The organism is Ignavibacteriales bacterium (assembly GCA_016709765.1).
Taxonomy (GTDB): Bacteria; Bacteroidota; Ignavibacteria; order Ignavibacteriales; family Ignavibacteriaceae; genus IGN3.
The window spans coordinates 37,583-64,530 of sequence record JADJMD010000015.1 but is presented as its reverse complement, the minus strand read 5'-3'; the positions used below and the strand labels follow the sequence as shown (position 1 = coordinate 64,530).

Here is a 26,948-nt window from a genome sequence, read left to right as displayed (position 1 = left end):
TGTATATTTACAATAAAATATAAATCTAATTTATTTTTATTCGTATTCGTCCCAGCTTTTCATTTTCAACTCAGACGGCTTATAGTTTTTTAGTGCCTTCACAAATCTCTTTGCAATCTGTACATTTGTAAACAGCGCAATGTTCAAATCAACAGCTTTTCTTCGTATGATGTAATCGCTGTCAAGTTCAACTTTTTCAGAAGTTTTGGGAATATTAATTACTAAATCAATCTCTCCATTTGCCATATAACTTAAAATGCTAGGTTCCTGGTTATCAAAAGGACGATAGAGAACCTCAACATCAAGTCCGCCATTTTCTTTATAAAAATCTGATGTGCCCTTTGTTCCGTAAAATTTCAATCCCATCTTCTGCAGGATTTTTAATTCATCAATTAGTTCCGCCTTATTTTTTGGTGTTCCGGTTGAAAGCAATACACCTTTAGTTGGGACTCTTTGTCCGATTGCAAGCAGACTTTTTAGAAAAGCTTCATTAAAATCATCACCCAAACAAGCAACTTCACCAGTTGATGACATTTCGACTCCTGTAACCGGATCGGATCCTTTTAATCTTGTAAAAGAAAACTGAGAAGCTTTTACACCAACGTAATCAAGATCGAAAGATGATTTATCAATCCTTGGAACTTTTTCTCCGAGCATTAAGCGTGTTGCAATTTCTATAAAATTTATTTTTAGAGTTTTAGAAACAAACGGAAAACTTCTTGATGCACGAAGATTACACTCAATAACTTTTACTTCGTTATCCTTTGCAATAAACTGAATATTAAATGGTCCGGTAATTTCAAGCTTTCTGAGCAATTTCGCGAGTTATCATTTTTACTTTTCGCATTGTTTCTAAATAAGTACGCTGGGGTGGGAAGTACAATTGTTGCATCACCGGAATGCACTCCTGCATTTTCAACATGCTCTGCAATTGCGTAACAGAAAAGTTCACCTTCATTTGCAACCGCGTCAACTTCAATTTCACGCGCATCAGTTATAAACTTACTTATTACAACAGGATGTTCCGAGTTCAAATCAGTTGCTTTTTTAAGATACATTTCAAGTTCATCTTCAGTTAATACAATGCTCATTGCTGCGCCGCTAAGCACATAACTTGGTCTTATCAAAACAGGATAACCAACACTATTTGAAAATCTTTTTGCATCAGTAAGTGTGGTAACTTCCTGCCATTCAGGTTGATCAACTTTTATATCATCAAGAATTTGCGAAAACTTGTGACGGCTTTCTGCATTATCAATTTGTTCTGGAGAAGTTCCGATAATTTTTAATCCTGCTTTGTGAAGTTTCATTGCTAGATTGTTTGGAACCTGACCGCCCATTGAAACAATTACTCCACGCGGATTTTCTTTATCATAAATATCAAGCACACGCTCAAAAGTTAATTGTTCAAAATAAAGTTTATCACATATATCATAATCGGTGCTTACTGTTTCTGGATTACAATTTATCATAATAGACTTATACCCGCTTTTGTTAACCTGGTTTACTGCGTTAACACAGCACCAATCAAACTCAACAGATGAACCGATACGATATGCACCGCTTCCAAGCACAACTATCTGATCATTTTCACCAAGTGAAATATCGTCTTCAACTCCGTGATAAGTTAAATAGAGGTAATTTGTCTGTGCAGGAAACTCGGCAGCCATTGTGTCAATTTGTTTTACAACAGGAATTACATTTAGTGATTTTCTATACTCACGAACATCAAGTTCTTTTGTGCTGGTTTGTTTGCCGATTTGATAATCTGAAAAACCATTTTGCTTTAGGTGGCGCATTGAGTCGGTATCAATATTTTTTAATTGATTATCAGAAATTTGGTTTTCAAGATCAACAATATTTTTCATCTTATACAAAAACCATTTTGTAATTTTTGTAAGATCATGAATCTTATCTACAGAGTAACCTTTTTTGAGCTACAGCTATTGCAAAAATTCTTTTATCTGTTGGTTCGGATAATTCTTTATCAAGATTTGCAAACTTCATGTCGTTGCCAACAAATCCCTGCATTCCAACATCAAGCATACGAATTGCTTTTTGCAGTACTTCTTCAAAACTTCTGCCGAGTGACATTACTTCGCCGACAGATTTCATTTCAGAACCAAGTTGCGTACTAACCTGCTGGAATTTTTGTAAATCCCAACGAGGGAATTTTAATGCAACATAATCAAGTGCAGGCTCAAAGTTTGCAGATGTTTCTTGAGTTATGATATTCACTACTTCATTTAGAGCATAACCAAGTGCAAGTTTTGTTGCTATAAATGCAAGCGGATATCCTGTTGCTTTCGAAGCAAGTGCAGAACTACGGCTTAATCGAGCGTTCACTTCAATTATTCGGTAATCTTCAGAATTCGGATCGAGTGCATATTGGATGTTGCACTCACCAATAATTCCAAGATGGCGAATTAATTTTATTCCAATTGAACGGAGCTTAAAATTTTCTTTTGCTGATAATGTTTGAACAGGAGCAATTACAACGCTGTCGCCGGTATGTATGCCCATCGGATCAATATTTTCCATCGAACAGATTGTAATACAATTATCATATTGATCGCGAACAATTTCGTATTCAATCTCTTTCCATCCGTAAAGTGATTCTTCAATCAATATTTGATTTGTAAATGAAAATGCTCTTCGCGCTTTTTCAACAAGTTCTTCTTTGTTATTGACGATACCTGAGCCTAATCCACCCAAAGCATAAGCAATACGAACCATAACCGGAAAATTAATTTCTTCAGCTGCTTTTACAGCTTCATCCACACTTTTTGCTGTTTTACTTCTGGCAATCTTTAATCCAACTTCCGCAACACGATCCCCAAATAATAATCTATCTTCGGTATCTTTAATGGTATCAACCGGAGTTCCTAAGACTTTAATATTATACTTTTCTAAAATTCCTTTATCGTATAAATCAACACCAACATTAAGAGCTGTTTGACCACCAAATTGTAGAAGAATAGAATCAGGTTGTTCTTTAATAATTATCTTTTCAACAAACTCAGTTTTAATCGGAACAAAGTAGACTTTATCTGCAAAGTTTTCTGATGTTTGAATCGTTGCAATGTTTGGATTGACAAGTACAGTCGTAATCCCATCTTCTTTAAGTGCTTTTATAGCTTGCGAGCCGGAGTAATCAAACTCACCAGCTTGCCCTATTTGCAAAGCACCGCTGCCAAGAATTAAAACTTTTTTGGTTTACCTTTTTTTATCATTTCAATGCCCTCACAAACATATCAAAAATAAATTCGCTATCGTCTGGTCCTGGTGAAGCTTCCGGGTGAAACTGTGAAGCAAAAAATGGTTTTGATATATGAATTATTCCTTCGTTAGTTCCGTCGTTATCATTAACAAACCATTCACGCCAATCTTGTGCTAAAGTTTTTGCATCAACTGCATAGCCGTGATTTTGAGAAGTGATGTAACAACGCTTTGTTCCAAGTTCATTGCATGGCTGGTTATGCCCGCGATGACCATATTTTAATTTGTAAGTATCAGCTCCTGCAGCAAGTGCGAGTATTTGTGAACCAAGACAAATTCCAAGAATAGGCTTGTTTGATTGCATTGCAATTTTAGCATGTTCAATAGTTTTATTATTAAGTTTTGGATCGCCGGGACCATTTGAAATTACTATTCCGTTTGCTTCAATTTTAGTGAAATCATAATCATACGGAACATGGATAACTGTGATATCTCTACCTAGAAAAGCACGAATTATGTTATTCTTTGTTCCGCAATCAACAAGAATAATTTTTTGTTTTCCTGCTTTGTATTCAACAACATCTTTTACGCTTACTTCTCCAACAAGATTTGTTTTATTGGGATCTATAAAATCAATTTTAGAATTTTCATCAACGATAATTTTCCAAGCATTGTTCCTTTATCACGGAGTTTTCTTGTAAGCATTCTTGTATCAATACCATAAATTCCTGGAATTTTTTCTTCAATCATCCAATCCGATAAAGATTGTTCTGCACTCCAATGGGAATATTCAAATGAATAATCCGTAACAATCAAAGCACGGCAGTGAATGTTATCTGATTCAAAATTTTTAAGCATTCCATCTTCTTTATCTTTAGATGGAATTCCATAGTTACCTATTAGTGGATATGTACAAACAAGAATTTGTCCGCGGTAGGATGGATCAGTCATTGTTTCTGGATAGCCGACCATTCCGGTATTAAACACAACTTCGCCGTTAGTGTTTCCTTCATATCCAAAACTGTATCCGGCAAATTCACTTCCGTCTTCAAGGATTAGTTTGGCTTTTGTTTTTTGTTTATTCATAGTTCATCAAGTACTTTCGGATAAAAAAATAGCCACTCCAAAAGTGGCTTAAAACTTCAAATCATAGTAATATTTCTAAATAGTATTTTAGCAATGCCGTAGTTATTTTAAGCGTAAATATATGATATTATTTTTAAAAACCGACAAGAATTTCTGATATAAATTTTGCTAATATTTCAATGACGGTTAATTAGTAATTTCTTTCACAATAAACATGCTTAAACAAACTAAAATATTTTTACTTCTTTGCCTATCAATTATTTTGATTAGCATTTGCACTTTACATGCTCAATCAAAAGTTGATTCATTATTAACATTATTACATTCGTCCGAAGGAAAAGCGAGGGTAAAATTGTTAATTAAGCTTGGATATTTTCTTTCTTCCGAAAATCCAAATGAAGCAATAAAATATCTTGATGAAGCGATTAGTTTATCAGAAAAAGTTAATAGTAAATGGAGCAAAGCAGATGCATTATTTAACAAAGGTGTTGCGCTTTGGCACCTAGGTGAAATAAATCAGTCTGATGAATATTATCAAAAGGCTATTCCGATTTATGAGGAATTTCATGACTCGCTTAGTCTAATAAAAGTTTTTAATTCTCAAGCAATCAATCATCAAATGAAGGGAAATATTAATCTTGCAGTTGAAAACTTTTTCCATTCACTTGATTATGCTAAAAGATAAACGATAAGCCAACGATACTTAACACATTATTAAACATTGGTGTTCTGTATGATAATAACGGCGATAATGAAAAGTCTTTAAAATACTATTTTGAGGCTATTGACTATGCTGATGAAAATAGCAAGTCTTCACTAGCACTATTGCAAAGTTATATTGCTGAAATCTATATAGAAACCAAAAGATTTGACGACGCCGAAGGGTATTTAAATAAAGCCATTACAAATTCCCGTGCTTCTGGCGATACTAAAAGTATGATTTGGGCTTATACAAACTTAGGACAAATACAATTAAGTAAAGGTAATGAAAGGTCGGCGGAAAATTATTTTCAAGAATCACTTAATCTTGCTCGTAGTATAGATTATAAGCTGGAAATTATACACGCATTAACTGAACTTGGAAAATTTTATAATAAAACCAAAAATTATTCAGAAGCAGAAAAAAATCTTAAAGAAGCAATAAGGCTATCTGAAGAATTAAACTCATTAAGTGATTTGAGTATTATAAATCAGGAACTAGCTTCGCTTTATTACAATACCGGTAATTATAAAAAGGCTTATGAGTTAAGACTAGAATACAAGTTCTATAGTGATAGTCTTTATGTGTTAACAAATAGTGAAAAGATCGCTGAACTACAGGCAAAACATGAACTAAAACAAAAAGAGCGCGAAACACAACTCTTAGTGAATGAAAATGAATTACAAAAAAAAATTATAGGTTCGCAAAAAATAATTGCTCTTGTAATATCGGTTCTCGCAATTGCCTCAATTATTTTTATTTGGGTATTGTTGCGCAATAGAAATAAGATTTTAAAAGCAAAAGATTTATTGCAGATAAAAAACGAAGAGGTTGAAAACAGCAGAGTTGAGATTAGCAAGAATAATGATGTACTTGCTGGGCTGAATACGACCAAAGATAAATTCTTTTCAATTATTGCTCACGATCTAAGAAATCCGATAGCAGCATTTGTAAATATTTCCGAATTATTGGAGGAAGATTTTGATAAGCTAAGTGAAGCTGACAAAAAGGATATTATCAGCCAGATGAATGTTTCATCTAAAAATTTAATAAGGCTTTTAGAAAACTTGCTTACCTGGGCAAGGTTATCAAATAATAAAATTGAAGTATATCCGGAAAAAGTTTTACTTTCTGATGTAGTTGAAGCTGCAGTACATCCGTATTTGCAGTCCGCGCAAAACAAAAAAATAAAATTAAATGTTAATACCCCAACTGATGTTTTGATTACAACTGATAAATTTATTTTTCAAGCGATTATCGGAAATTTGGTAAACAACGCAATTAAGTTTTCAAATACATTAAGCGAAATTACTGTTGAATTTTATAAACAGAACGAGCACTCTATCTTTTCAGTTAAAGATCATGGTATTGGAATCGAACCATCACAATTAAGAAACATTTTTGTACTTGGTAAGGTTTCTACAGGAAGAGGAACGATGGGCGAATCAGGAACCGGTTTGGGATTAGTTTTAGTTAAAGAATTAGTAGAGAAACTTAACTGGAAAATTAATGTTAAAAGCGAAGTTAATGCAGGAAGCAAGTTTATGATTTATATTCCGAACAGTGACGTTGAATTGTAATAATAATTTTATGTTTAATAATTTGAAATTGATAATCTTATTTAGGATTTTTGCCAGTAAATCTTTATACAGAAACACATCTATATTTTGATAAAATATTAACTAAATAAAAAAAACTTTTTCAGATTTCATCCATTTTTATTATCCACAAAAAAATATTTTTTAATAATAAAGAGATATTATGTCTGCAAAAAAAACTAGTTCATCAAAAAAATCTCCTAAAACATTTGTTCTGGACACGAACGTAATTTTGCACGATGCAACATCAATAAATCAATTTCAAGAAAACGATGTTGTAATTCCCTTAACGGTTATAGAAGAGCTTGATCATTTTAAGCGTGGCAGTCAAGTTATTAATCTTAACGCCAGAGAATTTGCACGTACGCTTGATTCAATCACCGGATCAGCATTATTTAATGGTGGTATTTCAATGGGAAAGGGAAGAGGGAAACTCCGTATAGCAATTCTAAAAGGATTAGCTCCGGCAATACGAGATGTTTTTAAAGATGATACACCTGATCATCGTGTATTAAGTGTTGCTTATGAGTGGCAGGCAAAGTTAAAAGAAAAATCGCAAGTAATTCTTGTAACTAAAGATGTTAATCTTAGAATGAAAGCTAAAGCACTTGGAATACTTGCTGAAGATTATACAACCGATAGAGTCAGCAGCATTGAAGAACTTTACAGCGGAAAAGGAATTATTGAAGATGCAAATGATGATCTTTTAGTAAAACTTTTTCAGCCTCCATATTCAGTGCCGGCAAAGCCGTTTATTAAAAAAATTGAATGGAGAAGCACTTTCAAATAAATATTACATTTTAAGAAATACAAATCGCTCCGTACTTGCTCAACTTGATCAGAACAAAGAACAAATTGTTAAAGTTGACAAGACAAATGTTTATGGAATAAATCCGCGTAACGCTGAACAGACTTTTGCTGTAAATGCGTTAACAAATCCGGATATAAGACTTGTATCTATGACAGGAAAAGCAGGAACAGGAAAAACACTTCTTGCACTTGCTAGTGCATTGCACGTTAAAAAGAATTATAGGCAAATTTTTATTGCTCGACCAATTGTTCCGCTAAGTAATAAAGATATTGGTTTTCTGCCAGGTGATGTAGAAAGTAAACTTGCACCATATATGCAGCCGCTCTGGGATAATTTAAAAGTTATTCAGGATCAATTCCCTGAAAATGATAACAAGCATACCGCGATTGATACAATGATAAAGGATCAAAAACTTGTTATCGAGCCTCTATCATACATACGCGGAAGAAGTTTGCAAAGAATATTTTTTATTGTGGATGAAGCTCAAAATCTTACTCCACACGAAATTAAGACTATAATTACACGTGCCGGTGAAGGGGCTAAAATTGTTTTTACGGGGGATATTTATCAAATTGATCATCCATATCTTGATGGGCAATCAAACGGACTTTCTTATCTTATTGATAAATTTAAAGGGCAAAAACTTTATGCACATATAAATCTTGAAAAAGGGGAACGATCTGAGTTAGCAGAATTAGCAAGTAATCTTTTATAAACTATTTAGGATTAAAATGAAAAATATAAAACTTTTTTTAATGGGATTTTTAGCGACAATATTTTTTTCAGGTTGTTTACAGGTTGACACAAAAGTTAATCTTAATAATGATGGAAGCGGGACAATTGAGGAGACAGTTGTTATTAAAAGCACAGTTATTAATATGATGAAAGAATTTGCAATGGCTTTTGATTCAACAAAATCAGAAGAGTATAGTATGTTTAAAGAAGGTGAGTTGACAGAAAAAGCTGCAAATTATGGTGAAGGAGTTAAGTATCTATCCGGCGAAAAAATTACTATTGGAAACTACGAAGGTTATAAAGCAATTTATTCTTTTAAGGATATCAATAAAGTAAAAATAAATCCAAGCCCGGATGATAAAATGCCGTTTGGCGATGAGATGATGACTAAAGAAGAAAAACCAGTTGATGATTTACTAAAGTTTGATTTTAAAAAAGGTAATCCTTCAACCTTGGTTATTAATTTTCCAAAACCAGAAATGAAAGAAGAAGTTGAAATAGATTCAAATGAAACAGAGTTTGAAGACTCAACTTTTAATGAAGATGCTCAACAAAAGATCATCGAAATGTTTGATGGGATGAAAATTAATGTTTCATTTAATTTTAACGGATCAATAAAGGAAACAGATGCATCGTTTGTTGATGGAAATGAAGTTACTCTTATGCAGGTTGATTTTTCTGAAGTGATAAAAAACAAAGATGTTTTAGAAAACTTGCAAAAAACAAAACCTGAAACGATGGAACAGTTTAAAGAAATTATTGGTGATCTACCCGGAATAAAAGTTGAGTTTAAGGAAAAAGTAACTATAAAATTTTAGATATTTAAAAACTTAAAAACGGAGAAACAATGAAAAGCTTATTAATGGTTCTATTTCTTTTTACGACAGTTAATATTTATTCACAAACAGAAAAGTTCGGTAAGGATATTTCTTTAACAGAAAAAACAAATATTTCAAAAATTCTTGAAATGCCTGAAGAATTTGTTGGGAAAACAGTTTTAGTTGAAGGTGAAATTATTGATGTCTGCGCAATGGCTGGTTGCTGGATGGAATTAAAAAGCGATGCTGAAAATCAAAAAGTAAAAATAAAAGTTAAAGACGGTGATATTGTTTTTCCCGTTGAAGCAAAAGGTAAATCAGCGTTGGTTGAAGGAATCGTTTATAAAATTGAGTTAACAAAAGAAGAAGCGGCTGAATATTATGAGCACGTTGCAGCAGAACAGGGAACAGAGTTTGATCCTGCAAGCGTTACAGGTCCGGTTACTTTTTATCAGATAAAAGGAATTGGTGCTGTAATAAAATAAAGATAGAATTTTAATTGATTATTAAGGGCTCAATCGAGCCCTTTTTTATTGTGTTAAACAAACCCCTAATTTTCAATTTTAATGTAATTGCAGACTTGAGTAAATTTGAATAAAGAAATCTAAAATAATTTATGCAAACATTTACATATCCAATATTCTGGAAGTTTATTTACCGATATTTGAATTTAGTATTAACACCAATGTTAATTTTTTATGCTGTTTCAGTTGCCGCCTTGATTGATAAGAACCTTGTTATTCTTATCCCATTTCTGTTATCGCTATTTGTTATTTACTATTTGAATAAATCCTATATTAATTTTTATAAACTTGTTCCTTATAAGATTGAAGTTGATACTGAAAAAATTATTTGCACTGAATTTATTTTTAAGGATAAGTCAATTACAATATTTATTAAAGATATCGATGCAATTTCAGGTGGTATATTTGATGGTAAGTATCGCGGAATAATGAAAATCTGTGATGGCAAAAGCAAAGTATGTATAGGCTTTTTTGATAGGCTGACTGACTCAAATAAACTTGTTACACTTATTCTTAGTAAAGTTGAAAAAAGATCTATGATAAAGTGATTGAACAGATTCAATCAGCTAAGATTAAACCGGATACAAAAAAATAAATGAAAGTTGCAGTTTTACTTTCCGGTGGTGTTGATAGTTCAGTTGCGCTTCGTTTACTTAAAAATGCAGGGCATGATGTAACAGCTTTTTATTTAAAGATATGGCTGCAGGATGAATTTTCATTTCTTGGTGATTGCCCGTGGGAAGAGGATTTAGAATTTGCTCGTGCCGTTTGTAAACAAGCCAACATTCCACTTGAAACTATAAACATGCAAACCGAATATTGGGATTCTGTTGTTTCTTATACGATTTCAGAAATTAAAGAAGGCAGAACGCCAAATCCTGATATGTTTTGTAACCGTTTAATAAAGTTTGGACAGTTTATAAATAAGATTGATAACTCGTTTGAAAAAGTTGCTTCTGGTCATTACGCAAAAATTGAAGACAAAAATAAAAAGTTTATCTTAAAAATTTCTCCTGACCCTATAAAAGATCAAACATATTTTCTTGCTTATCTCACTCAACAGCAATTAAGCCGGACGCTCTTTCCGATTGGAACTTACAGAAAAAAAGAAATACGGGAACTTGCGGCAAAATATAATCTGCCAAATATGAGTAGGAAAGACAGCCAGGGAATTTGTTTTCTGGGTAAGATTAAATTTTCTGATTTTATAAAACATCACCTTGGGGAATTAGAAGGCGATATAGTTGATATTCATACAAACAAAGTTCTAGGTAAACACAAAGGATTTTATTTTTATACAATTGGTCAGCGCTCCGGTTTAAGATTAGGCGGTGGTCCTTGGTATGTTATTAGTAAGGATATTGAAAAAAATATTGTTTATATCTCAAAAGAAAATATTACAAACCGTGCTAGAAAAGAATTTAAAGTTGGTAAGTTTAATTGGATTGCGGAAGAGCAACCTGAAGATGGAAATTATCTTGTAAAGATTCGTCATGGTGAGCATTTTTATAATTGCACTTTAAATTTTGGTGATAGTTCCGCAATGGTAGTAACTGAAAAAGAAGATCGTGGAATTGCACCGGGACAATTTGCGGTTTTTTACAAAGATGACGTTTGTCTTGGTGGAAGTGTTATTTTAGAATAATATTATTATTAAAAAAATTAATTAGATAACAGTAGCTGATTGGGAGAAAAGAATTTGTTTAAGATTTGATGTGTCGACATATTTTTCTTTAGTTATTTTAATCAGGTTTTTACAATTCATGCAGATATAAGCATACCTTACTCCGATTACGGAATCAAGTTTTGCAACCCATAATTCTGTAAAAGGATTATCGCAAATTGGGCATATTGATTTAAATTCTATTTGTTCAATTTCTTTGGTCATTAGGCTCCTCAGTACACATAAGACGCATAAGTATATAAAAAAGTTACTGAATATTAAAAATTTTACTCAAAAATATAGAACCCTTTTTCATTAATATAAGATTTATTTTGTTGCAGAAAAGTCATAATGCTTTCAACAGGAATTATTTTGGCAATGCCATAACGGATTGCTGAATGTTTTCTTACATAAAGATTCCCATCGTAAGGTACAATGGGATTATAAGTTGTTTTGGTTTTCAAATTTTCCGGATAAACTAAATTCTCTTCTTCTTCCGGAACCCATTGCACCATTCCTATCAACTCAAAATTTGGAACTCCATCTCGAATTGCAAGCGCAAATCCACCGCTAAATCCGGGATTAATTACCGCATCAACAAGGAATGAACCCGCTTCATCTCTGCGCGGACTGCTTACAATCGCTTTAGTAATAATTTTAAAATTAACTGGATACCCAACAAGATAAACAAATGTGCCCCATTCAACATCTTTTGCTTTGCCTAATGGATAATTAAATGTTGGAAAAAATATTCCCTTTTGACCACCATATTTTCTTCCTATCAAGGCAATATCAGAGTGCTCATCAATTGCAATAACTTCTACCTGGCTGCCTTCGGGAAATCCTGCAACATAGATCACCTGTTTTTCTTTGATCGAAATTGACTCAACAAAATTTGTCGCAAAACCTAATTCATCATATTTGTATGCTATAATAGTATCCGGAAAAGAGATTGTGTGTGCACAGGTTAGTAATGCAACTTTTCCATTTTCAGAATAAACAGATACTGCAGTTCCCGAGCATGAATTATCTGCAAGAGCTTCTTTTATTGCGACTTTGGTTAGTCTTTTAGTTTCTAAATCTTTTAAAGTAAAATTATCTTTTCCATCAAACACATAGATTTTATAAAAAGCTGTTGAGTTAACTCGCTGGATTGTTTCACTAATCTTTCCTAATTCAACAGAAGAAGACTTATACGGAAATTCACTATCATACTTTCCATCCAGTAATGTGGGATACACTTTTTCGTACGATGTAAATGAGCAGCTATAAAAAACAAATAAGGATATCAGTAAAAAAACGATTGAAATCAAATCTCTTTTTTTCATTTCAGATATCCTTAAATATTTATCGATTGAACTTGTTAGTTCTTTTATTCACCATGCTTTGTCTTAAAACCTTTTTGCATCCAGCCACGTGCAAAAAATAACCCGAAACTACTTACCATAGCAATACAGCCATAAATAAACCACATTGTTTCAGTATTCATTTGGGATGGATCAATACCTTCTGGAGCGTAGTGCATTAAAAACCATCCAGAGTATAAACTCGTAACAACTTTAGTTAAAAACCATGGGAACTGTCCGATTCCCATATAAATTCCTGTCATTCCCTTTGGAGCAATTTCAGCAACCCACTGTAAAAATCTTGGCTGCCACATTGCTTCTCCGATAGTCATCAAAGTTAAATATGCAAAAACTGTGTAGATACTTGGACCAAGAGTTAGTATAAAGGTCGGTGCTGCCATAACAAACGTTCCATAAATCATCATCTTATAAGTGTCGCGCTTTACGGTTAATGCTGCAACCATTGGAGTTAGAATGAAAATTAACAGCGGATTAAAGTTCGTAAAGAACTCAAAGTTATCAGCCACTACTCCTGTAAATGCTCTTTTATAATAAACAGGCAGCGTTAACCAATTGTGTGCAAAAAGTGTTTGTACAGGAATTAGAATGAAGATAAAAAACATAAATCTTAAATCTCTAATAGGAAAATTTTTAAGATAGAACATAATTTTTTCTTTAGCGGATTTTTCATCCTCAGCTTTTTTATCAGCCTCAATCTGCTCTTTAGTTTCTGTGCTAACTTCTCGTATTGTCTTTTCAATGGTTTTTTTGGAAAGAATGGTTGCAACAACAATAATTCCTAAAACTGTTAATCCGACATAAACCCACATTACACCTAACATTCCTTCTTGATCATTTGCAAATGCCTTTCTTATTGGCGGGGCGATAATTCCGGGAAGAAATCCGCCAAGATTCATAATCGCATATAGCATTGCATAACCCATGGCAGATGTTTTTTCTGTGGTAAATAGTTTTACAGCAGCATAACAAGCTGGCTGGTAAATACCGTAACCTAAAATGATGCCCAATAATCCCACCATAGCAATTAAATGAGCAGAAGACCATAATCCGGTATTAGAAGTAATTGTTGGTCCAAGAGTTAAGAAAACTCTTCCAATCAACATAAAAAGCAAAGCATATATGAGAGATTTTCTTACACCAATCCAATCTACAGTCGCACCGAGAAACAGCATCGCCAGCGTAATTCCTGCAGTTTGAAATCCAACCATTTGCCCTGCGTTAATATCATCCAGCTTAACAAAATCAGTAAAATAAATAACCAAATAACCAACTACGCCAAAGTATGTAATTCCTTCAAGCAGGTATGTGAGATTTATTCCCCACAACGCTCGGGAAGAATGAAATAAATCTATAAACGGTTGTGTTATTTCTTTAAATACACTTTTAAAAGTGCTTGGTTGTGGATCAATTTCCGGTGATGAATTATCGGACATATATTTTCCTGTAATTGAATGAAATAATAATTACTTTACACAAGGCAGTACAATAGTAAAAGTAGAGCCGCTTTCTTTTTTGCTTGTTACTTTTATGGTGCCATCGTTTTTTTTGATTAGCTCATTAGTTAACAGCAGACCAAAACCCGTACCTTTTTCGTTTTTGGTTCCTTCAGTAGTAAACTGTTTTTCTATTTTAAATAATCTCTCTTGATCCTCTGACGACAAACCAACACCTGTATCTTTAACAAATACTTCGGCTTTATCACCATTAGTTTTACAACCAACAGTAATTGTCCCTCCATCATGAGTAAATTTAATTGCATTAGATACAAGATTTCTTATTGAAGCTTCAATCATATTTTGATCGGCCAGCACGTTTATTTCAAGATCAGTTTCTTTAGTCAGCTTAAGGTTCTTAGCTTCAAATGAATCTGAAAAGATACTGAGAACATGGTTTACGATAATACATATTGAAAACTCTGATTTTTCAAACGAGAAATTACCCGTCTGCAATCTGGACCACTCCAAAAGATTTGTGAGTAAATTAAAAAGATTAGTTGCAGTTCTGTGCAATGTTTTTGCGGAGTCTTTTACTTCTTGTTCTGTAAGGTCTTCAATATTATTAGCAAGTAATTCTGAAAATCCTAATAAAGAGTTAAAGGGGTTTCTTAAATCGTGCGATATTATTGAGAAAAATCTATCCTTAGCAGAATTGCTTTTTTGCAAATCCTCAGAATACTTTTTTAATCTTTCTTCATTAATTTTTCTCTCGGTTATGTCAGTAAGTGTTCCAACAATTTTAGATTTGCCGTGTGTATCGGTTACTAATGAACCATGAGACAATGCCCACGCAAGTGACCCATCTTTTTTTATTACTCTGTGTTCAAGTGAATAAGATTTAATTTTGTCTTGCAATAAATTTGACAATAATTCTTTCTTTTTGTTGTAATCTTCAATTGGTAATAAATTGCCCCAACCTTTGTCTTTTACTTCTTGTATAGAATAACTAAACACTTCTGCTAGACTTTCTTCACAATCTATCTCAAAAGTAATGGGATCAATTTCATAAACACCGGCTTTGCTAGCTTTGATAACCATTTCATACTTTTTGCGCGCATCACTAATTTTTTGTTGCAACTTATAATTGGCTAATCCCAACTCTATCGATCGTATAAGGTTATCAATTTCGAATGGAAATGAAAAATATGCGGTTGGATTTGTAGACTTAGCTTTATTATAAGATTCTTTGTCATCATCATGAGAAAGATAAATAACCGGAATGTCTAATTGTTGTTTGATCTCTGAAACTGCTTCAATTCCGGAAAATTTAGTATTAAGATTTACACTTATAACAATAAAATCAGGATAGGATTCTAACGCGAGTGAAACAACAGATTTAATTTCTGTTTTTGATACAACAACAGAGAAACCGGAATTAATAAGTTTTGATTCCAGATTTTTTACAGCACTATTTTCCTGTACGCATATCAGGATTTTTTCTTGACTCATAAAGACTCTTAATAATTAGAGATACTGTGAGAAATAGTTACGAAGAAATAAAATATTAATCAAACTATATTGTAAAGTTATAAATGTTATTCTATTAAAACACGTAAGTTTTTTAAATCATTTTTCTCTGTTTTAAACCTTGCAATCCTTGTAAACCGCCTGTATGGATTGCAACAATTGTGCTGTTTACCGGGAAAAAATTATTCTTAATTAAATCATAAATCCCATAAAACATTTTGCCTGTATATATTGGCTCAATGGGGATGTTATGCTGTTCTTCAAAACTATTGCAAAACTTGTTTAGCTTGTTGTTTGTTTTTGCGTATCCTCCAAAGTGATAATCCAGATTTATCTGAAAATTGTTCAGTTTGTCTTTTTGATAATATGATAGAAGAGTGCGAATGTTTTTGTAAAGAAATTCTCCACCTTTAAGAACAGAAAAACCAAGAGCAAAAGATTTTGAATCCAATCCTAAAACTAATCCGGCAAGTGTGCCGCCGGTACCGCACGCAGAACAAATAAAATTAAAATCAGTTGTAATGCTGGGAATAATTTCCGCACAGCCTTTTATTGCAAGATGATTTGATCCCCCTTCCGGAATTAAATAAAAATCTTCAAATTTATTTTTAAATTCATCAACAATGTATTTATCGTATTTATTTCTATAAGACTTTCTATCTATGTATTCTAAAATCATTCCATTTTCTTTGGCAAAGTTTAATGTCGGATTAAGTGGTAAATGTTCTTCACCGCGAATAACTCCGATTGTCTTAAATCCATATTTTTACCTGCGGCGGCAGTTGCGTGAGTGTGATTTGAATAGGCTCCGCCAAATGTCAGCAGTGTTTTATAACCAAGCTTTTCAGCTTCTATTAGATTGTATTTTAGTTTATAAAATTTATTACCGGAAATAAAATCATCAGTGAGATCTTCTCGCTTTACAAAAAATCTAATCTGTTTCTGTTCAAATAACGGATCAAAGATTTCTGTAAGTGGAGTTGTAGGATTTTCTATTATCATTAATTCTAATTTAACTATTCAATTAAAATTAACTATAGATTAAATTAAAAAATCAGTAAACCAAATATTTTATATAAAAAAACCCGACCCAATTTTGTAATCAGGACGGGTAAGGGTAGAATTCCTTAAAAGATCTATGATCTACTTATCTGTTTTGGAGGATTATGCACTATCTTTCTAATTGTGTCAAATTGAAGATAAGGATATTCTGCCCTTAATGTATCAATCGCATCACCGGTTCTAATTTTTTGCGAGCGTAATGTTTTAAATCTTCTGCGAATAATATAATCTCTTACTGAACGGTCATTAATTAAACCGCGGCTATTAAGTAATTCCCAAATCTCATCGCTTATAAGATCTGCTAATGGATTAGAAATTGTTTTTGGATATATGATGTTTTCCATAACATCCTCCTCGTTATTGGTTAGTATAGATTTTATTCGGTCGCATTTAATACTCATATTTTTTTTATCGCTTCAAAAAATCTTATGATCAATTTCTGGGATAAAAGTGCAAAATTAATGATAAGAGCGCAACTGCATAGATATGCGGTTTTTAGGTGTGTGGAATGAGAAAAAAGAGAATATTGCACAATTATGCGGGGAACGAAAAAAATTATATGTCATTTCGAATCCCGCCTGTGGTGGGAGGTAAGCTGAAATCTTATAGTACCAATTATTCAGATTTCTCTCAGTTCTCCGGGATTTGCTCCTTCGAAATGATGCCTAGAAGTTGTGACCAATTTCTAAATAATTTTTTTTCTGATTGCTTTTGCCACTGCTTCGGATTGGGAGTGAACGTGGAGTTTTTTGTAGATGTTTCTGATGTGATGACGAACAGTATCAACACTAATAAATAGTGTCTCCGCAATTTCTTGATAATTATATCCATCGGATAAAAGATTAAGCACACTAATTTCTCTATCACTTAAATCATAATTCTGGATTTGAGCAGAAAGTGCCTTGCCTTCTTTAAAAGCAGTTATAACCTGGCGGGCAATTCTGGAGCTCATTGGTGAGCCGCCGTCGTTTGCATCTCTTATTGCTTCAAGTAATCGTGCAGGTGGAGTTTTTTTTACAAGATAGCCGCACGCTCCGGCACAAAGAGCATCAAAAACAAATTCACTTTCTTCATAAACGGTTAACATAAGAATGCTCAGATCAGGATTTTTTATAACAGCAGATTTGGCTCCTTCAATTCCATTCATTCCTGGTAAGCCAATATCCATAAGCACAACATTGATTGGCAGCAAACCGATTTTTGGTAAAAATGATTCTACATCGCCAAATGCACCAATGCATTTGTAACCTTCAGTTCCATTTATTAGTGCGGCAAGACCTTCTCTGATAGTTGTGTTATCTTCTACAATTGCTACGTTTATCATTGTTTGAAAAGTACTTTAAGTTTATTTGCTAAACCGGATTTACCAATAAATCTAATTGTGGTGCCGGTATTTACAGAGGATTTAATTTTAATTTTTCCGTTTATTTGAGCAGCTCTGTTTTCCATATTTTTTAATCCGTTACCTTTAGAAAGCAAAGATTCATCAAACCCAATCCCATCATCATTTAAGCTAATTTCTAATACATCGTTTCTTAAATTCGCTTCAAGTGTAATGTGTTTACAGTTACTGTGCTTAATGGAATTATTTATTGCTTCCTTAAATATTAAGTACAGATTTTGCTTTACCTCCATTGGAAGTTTTACGTCCTTAAGCTTTTCAAGATTTTTGGTTTTAAAAGATATTTCTAAAGAGTTAAGTAACTCACTGTAAGTATCTTTTAATCTGATAATCAAATCGTGTAATGAATCACGACTTGGATTTACCACCCAAACAATATCGCTCATACTATCAACAAGTTTTCTTGAAATCTCGCTAATATTTTTTAACTCACTGTTTGAATTCTTATCCCCAAAAATATTTTTTCTTGATGCGACTTCGCTTAAGATTGAAATCTCTGTTAAGCCGGATCCAATGTTATCATGTAAATCCGCAGCAAGTTTAGATTTTAATTTTTCAATTGCAAGCAAGTTTTTAATCCTGATTGTGCTAAGATAATATAAAAACGAAGCCATCAGAATTACTGCAATGATTATAAACCACCATGTTTGCCAGAACGGATGCAGTATAACAATTTTTATAGATGCATAATTATCTCCCCAAACTCCATCACTATTAGAACCCCGTACTTTAAAAATATAAGTACCAGGGGAAAGGTTTGTATAAGTTGCAGTTCTGGATGATGCTTCAGTTACTTGCCAGTCATTTTGTAAACCTTCCAGCATAAATGAATATTGATTATCCTTTGGATCAGAGTAGTCGAGTGAAGAAAATTCAAAAGAAATAAAATTTTTCTTGTAATCAAGAACTAATTCTTTTCGCTCACCTTTAATGTGCTCATTAAAAACTTTTACCGAAGTTATTACTATAGGTGGAATATATTTGTTGGGTTTTATACTATTAGGATCAAAATAATTATAGCCGCTTATACCACCAAAGTACATTATTCCTGATATATCTTTTAGATATGCTCCACCGCTAAATTCCAAACTTTGTAGTCCATCTTGAATATCATAACGATTTATTTCTTTTGTTTTAAGATTCAATCTAAAAATTCCATTATCAGAGCTGATCCAAAGATTATTTGAACTGTCTTCCAATATTCCATAAACAACACCACTTGTTAAACCTTCAGTAAATGAATACCTTTTAAACTTTCCAGTTGTACGATCAAAACTTGTTAAACTGCCGCCGTAAGAACCTAACCAGAGAATTCCATCTGAATCTTCGTGAATCGTCATAAGATTTTCGATATTAAAATTATCTTCTAATCCAGAGTTGATGGGATATCTTTTAAATTTTTCTGTCTTTGGATCAAATGAATTTAGACCTCCACCATAACTGCAAATCCAGAAAACGCCATCGTGCGAACGGAATAACTTATAAACACGGTTATCACTGATTGATTGAGGATTGTCCTTTTCATTTATAAATCTTTTAAATCTTAACTTTTGATTTATTGGATTGCCCTTAACAACTACTTTATTTAGACCTCCTCCAAATGTTGCAATCCAATAAACCGAATCTGATTCAATTAAAATATCCTGAACCTGGTTACCGCTAATACTAAATTTGTCCTGTTGATCATTTTTAAAAACATTTACCTTGTTTGTTTTTTTATTTAAGATGTTCAAACCGCCGTCATAAGTTCCAATCCACAAATTTCCGAAACTATCCTCTTTAATTGCTCTAATATGATTACTACTTATAGAATTAACATTGTCTGATTTTTTTATATATGAAAAACTATTCTTAATGGGATCATATTTATTAATACCTCCTTTATATGTTCCAATCCATAAAATATTTTCATTATCCTTGTAAAGTGACCAAACAACATCATCGTTTAAAGTATTTTTTTTACCGGGTTCATGTTTTACTCGGTTAAAGTGCGAATTATTTTTATATATTTTTGTTATACCTGCACCAAGATGTGAACCAGCCCAAATTATTCCGGAGCGATCTGTACAAAGCGACAGTACATCATTATCCCCTAATGAATATTGGTTAAACGGATCGTTGAAAAAGTGCAGCGTTTCATTTTTATTTTTATCATATCTAATTAGCCCCCCGCCAAAAGTTCCAATCCATAAATAATGTTCCTTATCCTCTGCAAAAGACATAATTGTATTTGGAGTTAAATTATTTGCAGAAATAGGACATCGCTGACAATCTATTTTTGCTTTACCAAAAGGTAATTTAATTTGATCATTTGGTATAAATATTAGTCCACCATAGTAAGAACCTATCCAGATATTCATTTCAGAATCTTGAAATAGATTTAGCAGTTTATTGTCTGAAAGTGAATGCACATCTTCACCTTGAAGAAGTGTTTCGAAAGAAAATAGTTCTTTAGAATTTACAATAGATTTTGTAATTCTTGTTAAACCGCCGCCAAAAGTTGCAACCCACAATTTACCATCAGAGTCAAAAAGCAAATCCATAATTCTGTTGGTTTTTAGTCCGGTTGGATTGTTCTTATCAAAATAAAAATGATGATACTTTTTAAAATATTTATCAATTACAATTATGCCGCAGCCCCATGTTCCAATCCAGAGTTTACCGTCTTTATCTTCTGCAATGGAAGTGATTGTAGTTTTTTGATTTCTTGAAAACGACAACGGGTATTCATAAAAATCATCAGTCTGATCCGGAAGCACATCCAGCAAATCAGAAACATTTTTATAGACAAACATTTCAGTCATACGGTCAAATCTATTTATGTTTCCATAAATAGTTCCAATCCATAAGTTTCCGCTTCTATCTTCATAAAGCGAGTTTGTTCCATCATCAGAAAGTGAAGTGGAATCCTTAGGGTGATTGAAGTATAAATTAAACTTATACCCGTCGTAACGGTTCAATCCGCTGCGTGTAGCAAACCACATATAACCTTCGCTATCCTGCAAAGATGAAAAAATTGTGCTTTGCGACAAGCCATCTTCAATTCGAATTTGTTTAATAATATAATCTTGTGCGGAAATTGAGGTTGATAAAAGCCACAATGCAGCAAGATTAAAGAAGATAAAAAAACTTAAGTCTTTATTTTTTGTTACTATTTTATTCATTTTGGTAAGTTCTTAGTCATATATAGGATATTTTTTGATAAGATTCTATACCTCCGAATATTAATTGATTTATTATATGTGATTTGAATATTTGATTATCTGTGTGTCATAACATAGATTTGAGAAGAATAATTAACGGTGATAAAATGAAAAAAATAGTTTATAGATCCGAAGACAGGGGAAAAGCAAATTACGGTTGGCTTGATACACGTTACAGCTTTAGCTTTGCAAATTACTACAACCCGAAAATAATGAACTTTGGAATGCTGCGTGTTCTTAATGATGATACTGTTGTTCCGGCAATGGGATTTGGAACTCATCCACACGATAATATGGAAATTATAACAATAATTTTAGAAGGCGCGCTTGAGCATAAAGACAGTATGGGCACTGGTTCAGTTATTTATAAAGATGAAGTTCAGGTTATGTCTGCTGGATCAGGAATTACACATTCTGAGTTTAATCCATCTGATAAAGATGGGGTAAAACTTTTTCAGATCTGGATTTTTCCAAAAGAAAAAAATATAAAACCAAGGTATGATCAAAAATCATTTCCTATTACAGAGAGAAAGAATAAACTTATTCCCGCAGTTTCCGGATTAAACAAAGAAGGCTCATTATATATTCATCAGGATGCAGAAATTTATTTGGGAAATTTTGAGAAGGGAAAAAAAGTAAATTATCAAATAAGCAATTCTGCAAATGGTGCTTACATTCTGGTTGTAGATGGAAGTTTGAAAGTTGGTGATGAAGAATTATTTAAGCGTGATGCGATAGGAATTTCTGAAGTAAATAATTTTGAAATAGAAATTCTTGAAGATTCAAACTTTTTGGTTATTGATGTTCCGATGGGTTAATAATTTTTATTTACCCAATACAATCACAGCATTTGAGTAAATCGGACTGTTATAGTCCAATCCTACTGCACATACTGTGTTTGAATTAGTTTTTACACTTTTGAATGTTCGCTGTTGTTGGAATAATCCTGGATATTCTTTGTAACTGTAACCATTCCAATGACCAACGAACCCTTCTCCACAAGCAAAAACATTATTGTAAGCTGTTCCATCTATACCAAATCCAACATCACTAAATCTAGCTATCTCTTTTTCAAGAAAGAAATGATTATTATTTCTTTGTAAATAGATTCCTCCCCAGTTCATCATAAAAACTCTGTAATCATTATCAGACCACACGCCGCTGATCGGTCCAACATAGTATCCATTGTTTTGGCTGTTGCTAAAATCTTCAAAAACTTTTTCTGAAATACCACCTTTAATCCTAATGAGTGCAGAAGTACCATAGTCATCTGTATATCCGCAAGCCCAAATTGTTTTTCCATCAGGTGTGACTGACATATCAAGCAAATCAACAGTTGTTCCACTCTCAACCCTTGACCACGTAGTTCCATTAAAAAATCCAACTGCACCTTTATTCCCTACTGTGTATGATTTTGTAAAATCAAATAGCAAAACTTTTTTAGCATTTTCACCATTATTAAAAATCCCTCCATTATATCCAGAATAGTTTATCAACCAATAAGCGTTACTAACTTTTTCCCCATTATAAATGAACACGCCGCCACTTGCGAGCCAGATTTCAGAAGCACTTTTTATAAAAATACCTGTTGGAACAAGTAATGAGTTACCTCCTGATGGGTTTTGAACTATTATTTTCATTATTCTCCAACTGTTGCCGTTCCAATGAACTATACCATATGGCTGCGGATCCGGTACCCCAAGCGAATCATTCATATAAATTGCACCGACAGCCCAAATGTTATTTTCATCAATCACTGCAACATCATAAAGAACACTATGCTGATGCTGCCCAAACTCAAAAGTTTGCCAGGTAAAGTTGTGGCTGGTGGTGTCAAGTGTTGTTACACTTAACTCATTGCTTATATTGTTGCCTTGCTGCATTGTTGCGAGGAGTTTATAATTTTGGTTTGGGAGCAGAGAGTCTATGTAGAGTAATGAGTCCTTAGTACTAAGATTGAAGATATGATACACGGAATCATTTTTTAGTAAATTTATTGTAACTGGTAATTGTACATTGTTTGTTGTTAATTCTAACCAGGCTTCGGTGCAGGAAACATGTTCGAGTTCAAGTAAAAGTTCAGGTTCAAGTTTGGGGTCGGTGCTATCACAATTGTTAAGCAAAAGTAGTGCGATACTAACAAAGAATACTACAATTAAAAACTTCATAAACCATTCTTTTTATTATTACTAACGTAAGACTCTTCACTCATATTAAAAAATCCAAAACCGTAGCCTTTTCTCATTTCATATAAAAATAAAAGTATAACGGGAATATGCTGAATGTAAATAAAGTATCCACTTAAATAATTTAAATGGTAAAGTGGAATTAGGAATGCATACATCAACAAAGAAATTTTTGGACTAAACACCAAAGGCAAAATCATCCATGTTAAATACCAGGGAAATTGAGTTGGACTTACAAGAAATGAAACTGCAATGATTATCAGCATTTTGTAAACGAGGTTAAGATTATCACTTGCAGGTTTTTTTATTAACAGTAATAAAACATTTAAAATTATTCCACCTGTTATATAGCGGGCAACACAATCCGCACAAACATAATAAATCTTAAAAGTTGTGGTGAACAGTTCAATGCTATCTTTTAATAAAGTATAAAATGCCGCGTTGTTAATCCAGTTGGCCGCATATTTTGTAAACCCTGTATTCTGATCGAAACCTGCTCGTAAAACAGGAATAAATATTACAATGACAAAAACCGAAAAGGCAAAAACACTGGAAACTAATTTCCATTTTTGATTTGTTAGTTTGCGTAAAAAAATTGGAAATATTAAAATCGGCCAAAGTTTAAATCCAACCGCTAAAGCAAGTGTTATACTTGATGTTACAAATTCATTTTTTAGGTAATAATAAATTGCAATTGCAGTAAAAAGTAGTGCAAATAAATCATAATGTCCGGTGTTAAAAAATTCGTGCAGTACAATTGGGTTTAACCAATATATAGCCACGAATGAAATCGGCAATTCAAGTTCACGCAGGATTTTAATGAGAAAGAAGAGTAAAAAGATATCTCCCATTAGCATTAACAATTTCCAGCCAGTAACACTCCAGGGGAAAAGAAAATATGAAAGTCCAAAAACTATTTGTGAAAGTGTTGGATAAAGAGTTTTTATTTTTGGATGATTTATTTTATTAATAACATTTCCAGATTCATCTGCTAACTTTAAAATCTTTTCCGGTACGGCAGGATTCTTTTCCATCACATCCTGAGGACTATATACATAGGGATTAAACTCATTAGCAGTTACGGCACCATCCCACATATATCTATAAAAATCATCTTCTAGAATTGGGGAAGAAGGAATTAAAATTAATCTGGCAAATAACCCGGTAAAGATTATCCAGGCAATCCAGATTTCTTTAACTGGAAGTTTGACAATATTTATAACAGCGAGAAAAAAAAGAATTCCAATTAATATTCTTTGGGCAACAAAAAGAATTTTCTGCTTATCGCTTGGGTGTGCATCGTAAGTTAATGTGTGAGATATGAATAGAATGTACAAAGCGTAGAAAATCACTCCAACCCCAAGTAGAATCCAGATAATTTTACTATTTAAATATTTTGTGAACAATTTTAATACATTAAAAATATGATTGTAAAATTAAGGTAGTTTATTCAATTGTATAAATAAAGTTTTGTTCCCATAATACTTTTTTCTGAAGAACAAGATTTAACTTGAAATTACATTCATTTGCAATTGAGTTGATTCTATTAAAATCACAATCCTCAGAAAGAATCATTAATAAAATATTTGATTCAGTTCTATAATTATTTAATTGTGAAAACAATTTTTTGAAATATTTAAAATCACTTCCGCAAAACCATGCAAACTCCTTTTCGTTTTTAGGATCTTTAGGGAAGTAGGGTGGATTTATAATAATATAATCGTAATTCACTTTCTTAATCTTATCAAATAGATCTGATTCAAAAGCAGTTATCTTTACATTATTTAATTCTACATTTTTATTGATATTGATTATAGCTGTTGGATTTATATCTGTTGCAGTAACAATTGCATTTTGTTTTGCACAATAAATAGAAATCAACCCTGAGCCGGCACCAAGTTCTAAAACAGTTTTATTTTCCAAATCAAGTTTGGATAAATATTCTATTAAAAGATTAGTGCTAAAAAATAATCCCGGATGGAAAACTCCGGGCATAACTCTAACATTAATTCCTTTGTAAGAATAACTTCTTTCTTTGGATGAATAAATATTATATAAAGATTTTAAGATGGGGAAAAATAATTTTTTCAAGAATGATTTCATTCAGAATAAAATCCTTCAATTTCAGGTTGGCGATAGTGAAGCCAGAATTTTTGCAGAACTTTCAACTCATACGGTAGATGATAAAAATTGGTTTTATATCTTATTGATGAAAGTGTTTTCATTACCTGTTTTTGTAAACCGGTCAATTTAAAATCTGATACCGTTGGATAATATGCATTCAGGACAGTTTCAAAATTTTTAATTTTATCTACCATAAACGGTTTTAGCCATGGCGTAAGAGGGTTTTTTCTTAAATCAAAATATTCCCAGGAAGGACTTAACCAATCTTCTAACTTTTGCGGAAAATTAAAACCTGCAGCTGAAACCTTTTCGTACAATTCAGAACCTTCTGTAGGAACCGGTGAGTAAAGATAAATTATTATTTCTGTATCGGGATTGATCGTCTTTATATCTTTTATAAAATTAATATCTTCCTCAATTTGATGAGCGACTTTTTCATCATTTTCTGCGGGTAATCCGAGTACAAACGAATATTCCGGAATTATGTCAAACTTTTTTAATCGTGCTGCAAAACTTTTTATTTGTGCACCGGTTTGCGTTCCGCCTTTATCCATCTGTTTCAGAATTTCATCATTGCCCGTTTCCGCACCAAAGAAAATCATTTTGCATCCGGCACTGCGCATTAATTCAAGTGATTCATCTTTATACTTATCAAGCGTATCAATTCTGCCTTCACCCCACCAATTAATATTTTTATCTTTAATAAGATTTGAAAATTCAACTACTCTTTTTTCAGAAACAAAAAAATTGTTATCGTGGAATTCTACAGCATCTATCTCGAATTTATTTTTAAGATACATTAGATCATTAAAAATATTTTCTGCTGATTTACCTTTCCATCGTGCTTCATAAATTGGAACGACCGCACAAAACGAGCAAGTAAAGGGGCAGCCAATACTGGAATGATAGGCCGCAGTTTTCTTTCCAAGAAATGTTTTACCAAGATAGTTTTCTATCGGATAAAAATTATTTAAATAATCGTATGGAAGTGGAGGGAGCGAATCCTGATCAAACAAATCTGATTTTTTAGTTTTAATTATCTCATTATTTTTTTTGTATATAAGATTTTCAATTAATGTAAGGTCTTTTTCCCCCTCTATAGCCTCTATTAATTCTGGTAATGCTTTATCACCAGGGCCATTAATTATATAATCAACGAAGCCTGAATCAATGGAAGATTTATATTGATTGGACGCAAAGTATCCGCCCCAAATAGTAACTATGCTTGGAAATAGCTCTTTCACTTTTTTTGTAAAAGGGATAGCTTCTTTTAACTGCATCCCAGGCATAACTGTTGATGCAAAATATTTAAACTCATTTGTTTTTAAGTAAGACTCAATTTTCTTCCATGGATCGTTTTCAAGATTTCCATCAACAAAAACGTATTCATACCTATTATGAATAGAAGCACCAACCTGCAAAATTGAATTTGGAATTCTGTGCTTTGAGTTTGCACTGCGTGGATTAAATAAAATTATTTTATTCAT

At 32.6% G+C, this 26,948-nt stretch carries 18 protein-coding genes and 4 pseudogenes; 8 read left to right on the top strand and 14 right to left on the bottom strand.

All coding sequences use genetic code 11. From position 1 onward, the window contains the following. Window positions 1-36: 36 nt before the first annotated feature. A pseudogene (gene carB / locus IPJ23_17575) lies at window positions 37-3,201 on the bottom strand (carbamoyl-phosphate synthase (glutamine-hydrolyzing) large subunit). 28 nt (window positions 3,202-3,229) lie between these two features. After that, window positions 3,230-4,305, bottom strand: a pseudogene (gene carA / locus IPJ23_17570) (glutamine-hydrolyzing carbamoyl-phosphate synthase small subunit). Window positions 4,306-4,657: 352 nt separating this feature from the next. Between carA and IPJ23_17565 the strand changes: the two are divergent. The 7 genes and pseudogenes from IPJ23_17565 to mnmA all read left to right on the top strand — a co-directional run bounded on the left by IPJ23_17565 (window position 4,658) and on the right by mnmA (window position 11,136). Continuing rightward, window positions 4,658-4,990 (top strand): tetratricopeptide repeat protein, encoded by a 333-nt coding sequence (locus IPJ23_17565; GenBank protein ID MBK7632471.1) that lies wholly within the window; start codon window positions 4,658-4,660, stop codon window positions 4,988-4,990. A gap of 140 nt (window positions 4,991-5,130) precedes the next feature. Further along, window positions 5,131-6,585, top strand: coding sequence for a tetratricopeptide repeat-containing sensor histidine kinase (locus IPJ23_17560; GenBank protein MBK7632470.1), 1,455 nt, complete (start codon window positions 5,131-5,133; stop codon window positions 6,583-6,585). Window positions 6,586-6,766: 181 nt separating this feature from the next. Next, window positions 6,767-8,129, top strand: a pseudogene (locus IPJ23_17555) (PhoH family protein). A 16-nt stretch (window positions 8,130-8,145) separates the two neighbouring features. Beyond that, window positions 8,146-8,967 carry a hypothetical protein gene (locus IPJ23_17550; GenBank protein ID MBK7632469.1) on the top strand — a complete coding sequence of 274 codons (822 nt, stop codon included), beginning with the start codon at window positions 8,146-8,148 and terminating at the stop codon, window positions 8,965-8,967. A 29-nt stretch (window positions 8,968-8,996) separates the two neighbouring features. Beyond that, window positions 8,997-9,452, top strand: coding sequence for a DUF4920 domain-containing protein (locus IPJ23_17545; protein ID MBK7632468.1), 456 nt, complete (start codon window positions 8,997-8,999; stop codon window positions 9,450-9,452). 131 nt (window positions 9,453-9,583) lie between these two features. Further along, entirely contained in the window at window positions 9,584-10,039 is a 456-nt protein-coding gene (locus IPJ23_17540) for a hypothetical protein (protein ID MBK7632467.1), read from the top strand. A 47-nt stretch (window positions 10,040-10,086) separates the two neighbouring features. Continuing rightward, window positions 10,087-11,136, top strand: a complete 1,050-nt coding sequence (gene mnmA / locus IPJ23_17535; protein ID MBK7632466.1) for a tRNA 2-thiouridine(34) synthase MnmA — start codon at window positions 10,087-10,089, stop codon at window positions 11,134-11,136. A 21-nt stretch (window positions 11,137-11,157) separates the two neighbouring features. On the opposite strand, the gene IPJ23_17530 is transcribed toward mnmA, so the two are convergent. The 8 genes and pseudogenes from IPJ23_17530 to IPJ23_17495 form a co-directional block, all read right to left on the bottom strand. After that, window positions 11,158-11,379 carry a hypothetical protein gene (locus IPJ23_17530; protein MBK7632465.1) on the bottom strand — a complete coding sequence of 74 codons (222 nt, stop codon included), beginning with the start codon at window positions 11,377-11,379 and terminating at the stop codon, window positions 11,158-11,160. 62 nt (window positions 11,380-11,441) lie between these two features. Continuing rightward, window positions 11,442-12,482: a trypsin-like peptidase domain-containing protein gene (locus IPJ23_17525; protein MBK7632464.1), complete on the bottom strand. Its 1,041-nt coding sequence runs from the start codon at window positions 12,480-12,482 to the stop codon at window positions 11,442-11,444. 44 nt (window positions 12,483-12,526) lie between these two features. Next, complete coding sequence (locus tag IPJ23_17520) at window positions 12,527-13,954, bottom strand: MFS transporter (GenBank protein MBK7632463.1); 1,428 nt, start codon at window positions 13,952-13,954, stop codon at window positions 12,527-12,529. A gap of 30 nt (window positions 13,955-13,984) precedes the next feature. After that, window positions 13,985-15,466 (bottom strand): PAS domain S-box protein, encoded by a 1,482-nt coding sequence (locus IPJ23_17515; protein MBK7632462.1) that lies wholly within the window; start codon window positions 15,464-15,466, stop codon window positions 13,985-13,987. A 112-nt stretch (window positions 15,467-15,578) separates the two neighbouring features. Next, window positions 15,579-16,486: pseudogene (locus tag IPJ23_17510) on the bottom strand (1-aminocyclopropane-1-carboxylate deaminase/D-cysteine desulfhydrase). A gap of 134 nt (window positions 16,487-16,620) precedes the next feature. Continuing rightward, window positions 16,621-16,890: a hypothetical protein gene (locus IPJ23_17505; protein MBK7632461.1), complete on the bottom strand. Its 270-nt coding sequence runs from the start codon at window positions 16,888-16,890 to the stop codon at window positions 16,621-16,623. A gap of 341 nt (window positions 16,891-17,231) precedes the next feature. Continuing rightward, window positions 17,232-17,870 (bottom strand): response regulator transcription factor, encoded by a 639-nt coding sequence (locus IPJ23_17500; GenBank protein MBK7632460.1) that lies wholly within the window; start codon window positions 17,868-17,870, stop codon window positions 17,232-17,234. Further along, window positions 17,867-21,112, bottom strand: coding sequence for a hypothetical protein (locus IPJ23_17495; protein MBK7632459.1), 3,246 nt, complete (start codon window positions 21,110-21,112; stop codon window positions 17,867-17,869). Before IPJ23_17495 ends, IPJ23_17500 begins: the two co-directional genes overlap by 4 nt. A gap of 146 nt (window positions 21,113-21,258) precedes the next feature. Here IPJ23_17495 and IPJ23_17490 point away from each other — a divergent pair, with 146 nt between their 5' ends. Then, entirely contained in the window at window positions 21,259-21,969 is a 711-nt protein-coding gene (locus IPJ23_17490; protein ID MBK7632458.1) for a pirin family protein, read from the top strand. A 6-nt stretch (window positions 21,970-21,975) separates the two neighbouring features. Here IPJ23_17490 and IPJ23_17485 read toward each other — a convergent pair whose 3' ends face one another. The 4 genes from IPJ23_17485 to IPJ23_17470 are packed head-to-tail and all read right to left on the bottom strand — an operon-like array spanning window position 21,976 to window position 26,948. Next, complete coding sequence (locus IPJ23_17485; GenBank protein MBK7632457.1) at window positions 21,976-23,319, bottom strand: hypothetical protein; 1,344 nt, start codon at window positions 23,317-23,319, stop codon at window positions 21,976-21,978. After that, window positions 23,316-24,743, bottom strand: a complete 1,428-nt coding sequence (locus IPJ23_17480) for a DUF2029 domain-containing protein (protein ID MBK7632456.1) — start codon at window positions 24,741-24,743, stop codon at window positions 23,316-23,318. The genes IPJ23_17485 and IPJ23_17480 overlap by 4 nt, the downstream gene beginning before the upstream one ends. Window positions 24,744-24,783: 40 nt before the next feature. Further along, entirely contained in the window at window positions 24,784-25,440 is a 657-nt protein-coding gene (locus tag IPJ23_17475) for a methyltransferase (GenBank protein MBK7632455.1), read from the bottom strand. Beyond that, a complete protein-coding gene (locus IPJ23_17470) occupies window positions 25,437-26,948 on the bottom strand; it encodes a B12-binding domain-containing radical SAM protein (protein MBK7632454.1) in 1,512 nt (503 codons plus the stop codon). The genes IPJ23_17475 and IPJ23_17470 overlap by 4 nt, the downstream gene beginning before the upstream one ends.